Genomic DNA, 4,640 nt, shown 5'->3' with positions numbered 1-4,640 from the left:
GCCCCACCTTTCTTTTTTTTGGGAATCCTGTGAACAAGCCAGAACCCCCCCCCGCCCCCCCCCCCCCCCCCCCCCCCGGGACCGGTGTGCGCCGGGCCGTCAGGCCGTCAGCGCGCCCTTGCCGCTCGCCAGCGGCCATTCGCGGTGGAGGCTGCCCAGCGGGATGCGGTGCTGGAGGATCGGCGTGCCGAAGATCGACAGCTGGAGCAGCAGGTTTCCGCTCAGGTCGAAGCCGCCGTGCAGCGCCCATGTACCGGTCAGTGACGCCGTGCCGTCCGTGGATGCGTCGGCGCGGGCCTCGGCCTCGGCGCGCAGGTACGGGGCGAAGTCGGCGGTGAGGCCGACCGTTCCGTAGAGGCCGACGGACGCCTCGGCGCCGAGGGACGTCTTCGCCCGGCCTGCGGCGGTGACGGTGGTGGTCACCGGGGTGCTCTTCACCTCGGAGGTGCTGACCGGGGTCCAGCCCTTGCCCGGGGCGTAGCTGCCGCCGACGCGGAAGCCGCCGTTGACGCTCTGCTGGACGTCGAGGGTGATGCGGCCGTCGGCCTCGACCTGGAGGTAGCAGGTCAGGTCGAGGTTGACGACGACGGGCACGGGGCCGACCTGGATCACCGGGTCGGCGTGGAGCCTGGCGAAGGGGATGCGCTGGGTGGCCTTCGCGGAGGCGCGGCCCTTGAGGGCCCACTGGGCGGTCCAGTCGCCTGTCATGCCGAGGAATGCGGAGCCGGGCGCGGGGCGGCCCGACTGGCCGTTGGCGCTGCCGTCGTAGGAGAACTCCACCTGCGGGGCGAGCTGGACGAAGCCGGAGACGGACGCGGCGGCGGAGACGGACGCGTCCTCGGCGGTGGCCAGGGAGGCGCCGACGTCGAGGCGCAGGCTGCCGAGGGGGACCTTCGCTCCGTTGGGGCCGAAGGTGGCGCCGCCGGTCCTGGCCCAGGAGAGCTTCACGCCCTTGACGAGGGGCTCGACGTCCATGGTCGATGGGTCGACGGGGACCTGGCCATCGGCCTTGTCGTCGCCGAGGAGGGCGCTGAGGGTGGCGGGCTCGGTGCGGACCTCGGTGCCCTGGTCGGTGGTGCCGACGACCTCGGTGACCTGGGCGAGCAGACCGTCGGGCGCGCCCGGAGCGGGGGCACTGGCGATGACGTCGCCGGTTCTGACCGGGGCCTCGGCCACCGCCGACGGGGCGGTGGTGGGGGCGGCCGACGGGCTCTCGCTCCTGCGCGGGTCGGATATGACTGCGTGTCGGGTGCGCTTGTCGTAGGAAGCGACCTTCAGCGTGCTCCTCTGCGCGCCGCTGCTGCCATTGGCGGCCTGGCGGGCCACGGCCGTCGGGGTGGGTGCACCGTCCGGGGCCGCTTCGACGTCGAGTTGCTCGCTCGCGTCGCCCGCCGTTGCCGCGGCTGCGGCTGCGGCTGCGGCGGGAGTGGGCCCGGCGGCGGGGCGGTTGGTGCTGTCGGGGCCGGCCGAGCATCCGCTCGCGACGAGCGCGAGCGTGGTCAGCGCGGGGACCAGGAGTCTCCTGGTGGAATGACGCACGGGGGTGTCCTCCGGCGAATGAATGATGAGGGGGGTGGCTGCTGTCACCCGTACTTACTCGGAAGTAACAGCGGGGGAATCATGCCATGCGCACAGGGATCGTTCACGCTCGGCCCCACCCTCAACGGCCGTATGAACAGGGATAGTTGAGCCCTTGATCACATGCTGAGCTTGCGGCGCACCTCGGCCTCACGGACGTGGTCGCCCAGCCCGCCATGGACGGCCGCTGCGCGGCGGTACTCCGCGTCGGCGCCCGCCTCGTCGCCCTGGGCGAGGAGGTTGTCGCCGATGGCCTCCGCGGCCGCGGCGACGCCCGTGCCGTAGCCGATGCGGTCGAAGGCGGCCAGCGCGGCACGGTGGTGGTCGGCGCCCGGCCCGAACGCCCATCGCCGCTCTTCCAGATGGCCGAGCTCGCGCAGGGTCCAGCCCTCCCCCACCGCGCGACCCAGGTGCCGGTACGCCGCGAGGGCTGAGCGCAGGCATCGCTCGGCGGCGGTGAGGTTGCCGGTCTGGACGTACGCCGAGCCCAGGATGCGGCGGATGTCGGGGCAGCCCGTGAGGGGGACGGCCGCTTCGAGGCAGGCGATCGCCTCGTCGGGGCGGCGGCGGTCGAGGTGGAGGGCGCCGAGGCCGCGGAGGATGTCCGCCTCGCCCGTCGGTCCGCGCAGGGCGCGGCAACCGTCCAGGGCCGTGCGGAACTCGCGCAGCGCCTCGTCGTAGCGGCCCGCCCGGTGCAGGGCGTCGCCGAGGAGCCTGCGGGTCTCTATCTGGTCGGCGCGGGCGCCCGCTCGCTGCTGGACGGCGATGGACATGCGCAGATGGTCCACGGCCTGGTCGTACCGGCCCTCGCGCCGGTAGGCGTCGCCCAGGCTGCGAAGGGCGTGCGCGGCCCAGTCGTGCTCGCCCGCGCGGCGGGCGGCGTCGAGGACGGCCGACCACATGGCGATGCGCGGGAGCTGACCGGCCTCGTCCCGCAGCCGGCTGTCCGCCGTGGCCGCCAGGCGGTACGCGGCGCCGTGGAGGCCCTCCCGTACTCCGGCGCGTACGAGACGGGGGACAGCGGTGGGATCGGCCGGGTCGGCGGCGAGGAGCCGTTCCAGGGCAGCTCGGCACCCGGCGGGTCCCATGTCGTGTTCGAGGCGCTCGGCGGCGAACCGGTGGATCAGGTCGTGGAGGCGGTACGCGCCGGGGGCCTCGGCGGGCTGCACGAGTTGGGCGGCCATGAGGCGCTCCAGGCCCTCGTGGGCGTCCTGTTGCTCCCAGCCTGCCGCCGCTGCGGCGATGCGGGCGGTCGGGCGGGCACCGGGATACGCGCCGAGGGTGCGGAGCAGGTGACGGTCGGCGTTCGCCAGCGCGGCGTAGGCGGCCTCGAAGGCGGCGCGGGCGGCCACGTCGGCGATGTGGAGGGAGTCGAGGCGGGCGCGTTCGGCGGCGATGCGGTCGGCCACCTTGGCGGGGTGGCCCCCTGCCGCGGCGGCCATGCGGATCGCGAGGGGCAGTCGGCCGCAGACGTTGACGAGGTCGAGTGCGCCGACGTCGTGGGCCGGGTACGGGCCGGTGGGCGGGCACAGCCCGAGCGCATCGGATTCGGTGAGAGGCGCGAGGGGGAAGGGGGTTGCCTCGGGGAGGCCGGTCAGCGCGTTGCGGCTGGTGATCAGGGTGAGGCAGCCGTCGCCCTCCAGGAGCAGGGGGCGGACCTGGGGCGCGTCGGTGGCGGCGTCCAGGACCAGGAGGATGCGGCGGCCCGCGGTGCGGCTGCGGAATCGGGCGGCGAGGGCGCCGGCCTCGCCCGTCCGTTCCTCCTCGGGCGTGCCCAGGGCGCCGAGGAGGCGCGCCAGGACGTCACCGCGGCCCGCACCGAGGTCGGCGTACAGCCTGCCGTCGGGGTAGAGGGGCCGCAGCTCGTGTGCGAGGCGGACGGTGAGCGCGGACTTGCCGAGGCCGTGAGCGCCGGTGACGGCGATGGCGCGGTGGCCTGCGTGGACGAGGCGGAGCAGCGCGGCGAGGTCGTCCGCCCGGCCGACGAAGTCGGGGATGAGGGCGGGCAGTTCGGCCACCGGAGGCGTGTCGGGCGTGGCGGGGGCGGCCGTTGGGGCCGGAACGGGGTCGGGTGCGCGGGCATGTAACCGGCGTGCCATTGCGACGGCTGTCGCGATGACGAGGATGACGGCGAAGGCGAAGGTGACCACGAGCAGTTGCACAGTCCCCCGACCTCCGTACCTGTGCGCCTATTTTGACCTCCTCCGATCGCCCTGAAGGGCGAGGATTCTCCGCCTGCGGGTGGTCGCCCTGAGTGGGGGATCACCCGCTTCGGGTGGGTTCCTGCTTCCTCCCCACCAGGGTGGGGGTTGTGCGCGCTGCCGGGCTGTTGCCTGGTCTTACGTGCGCTCCGCAGGCGTTTACCGTCGCCGTTACCGGCCGTCGGGCCCCCGGTCCGGGGGTGGATGGTGCTGTCGCCGCAAGCATGCGGCGGCCTTCGTACTTGATGTTGCGTCCGGCGTTCCAGTCGCGGTCGTGCCGGGTGTTGCAGTTGTCGCAAGTCCACTCTCGGATGTGCAACGGTTTGGGGCCGTCGCGGAAGCCGCAGTCGGAACATATCTGGGAGCTGGGGAAGTCGCGGGCGACCTTCACGAATTTCCGTCCGCGCCGTGTCGCCTTGTACTCGCAGAACATCACAAACTGTGCCCAGCCCGCGTCGTGCACGCAAGGTCGCCGTCTCCAAACTTGTCAACTCCCTCAAGGGCGTCTCCTCCCGCCGGATGCGGACGGAGTTCCCCGACCTCGTCCAGCACTACTGGCGAGCCAACAAGCTGTGGTCCGGCTCCTACTTCGCCGGGTCCGTGGGCGGGGCACCGATGGCGCTAGTCCGCCGGTACATCGAGAACCAGAACCACCCGCTGTAGATGGCAGAGGTCAACACTGCGGACCCATGCTCACGTGCGAGTCAGAGCAGGATCGAGAAGCGAATCCCTACCGGGCTGAAGCCCGGCACTCCCTCGCTAGTGTCCTGCGCCCGAAATTGCGTTACTAAATCTTTTGCTAGTTTTCGGTGGCTGGCGGAGTGACCTTGGTGAGGTAGTCGGCGAGGGATTTGAGGATCT

3 protein-coding genes and 1 pseudogene are annotated in these 4,640 nt (G+C 72.6%); 1 reads left to right on the top strand and 3 read right to left on the bottom strand.

Features of this window, described 5'->3' with window-relative positions; all coding sequences use genetic code 11:
* Positions 1–99 precede the first annotated feature (99 nt).
* The 3 genes from ACFV9O_RS11095 to ACFV9O_RS11085 all read right to left on the bottom strand — a co-directional run bounded on the left by ACFV9O_RS11095 (position 100) and on the right by ACFV9O_RS11085 (position 4,212).
* The gene (locus ACFV9O_RS11095) at positions 100–1,539 is read right to left on the bottom strand and encodes a hypothetical protein (RefSeq protein WP_385415353.1); all 1,440 of its coding nucleotides are present in this window, start codon (positions 1,537–1,539) and stop codon (positions 100–102) included.
* Positions 1,540–1,697: 158 nt separating this feature from the next.
* Positions 1,698–3,740 carry a tetratricopeptide repeat protein gene (locus ACFV9O_RS11090; RefSeq protein WP_385415350.1) on the bottom strand — a complete coding sequence of 681 codons (2,043 nt, stop codon included), beginning with the start codon at positions 3,738–3,740 and terminating at the stop codon, positions 1,698–1,700.
* Positions 3,741–3,840: 100 nt separating this feature from the next.
* Positions 3,841–4,212, bottom strand: a complete 372-nt coding sequence (locus ACFV9O_RS11085) for a zinc ribbon domain-containing protein (RefSeq protein ID WP_385415697.1) — start codon at positions 4,210–4,212, stop codon at positions 3,841–3,843.
* 32 nt (positions 4,213–4,244) lie between these two features.
* Between ACFV9O_RS11085 and tnpA the strand changes: the two are divergent.
* Positions 4,245–4,442, top strand: a pseudogene (gene tnpA / locus ACFV9O_RS11080) (IS200/IS605 family transposase); the annotation flags it as partial.
* Between the last annotated feature and the right edge of the window lie 198 nt (positions 4,443–4,640).

Source organism: Streptomyces sp. NPDC059909 (assembly GCF_042730885.1).
Lineage (GTDB): Bacteria > Actinomycetota > Actinomycetes > Streptomycetales > Streptomycetaceae > Streptomyces.
The sequence above is the reverse complement of the archived record's forward strand: the minus strand, read 5'-3'. Positions and strand labels throughout refer to the sequence as shown.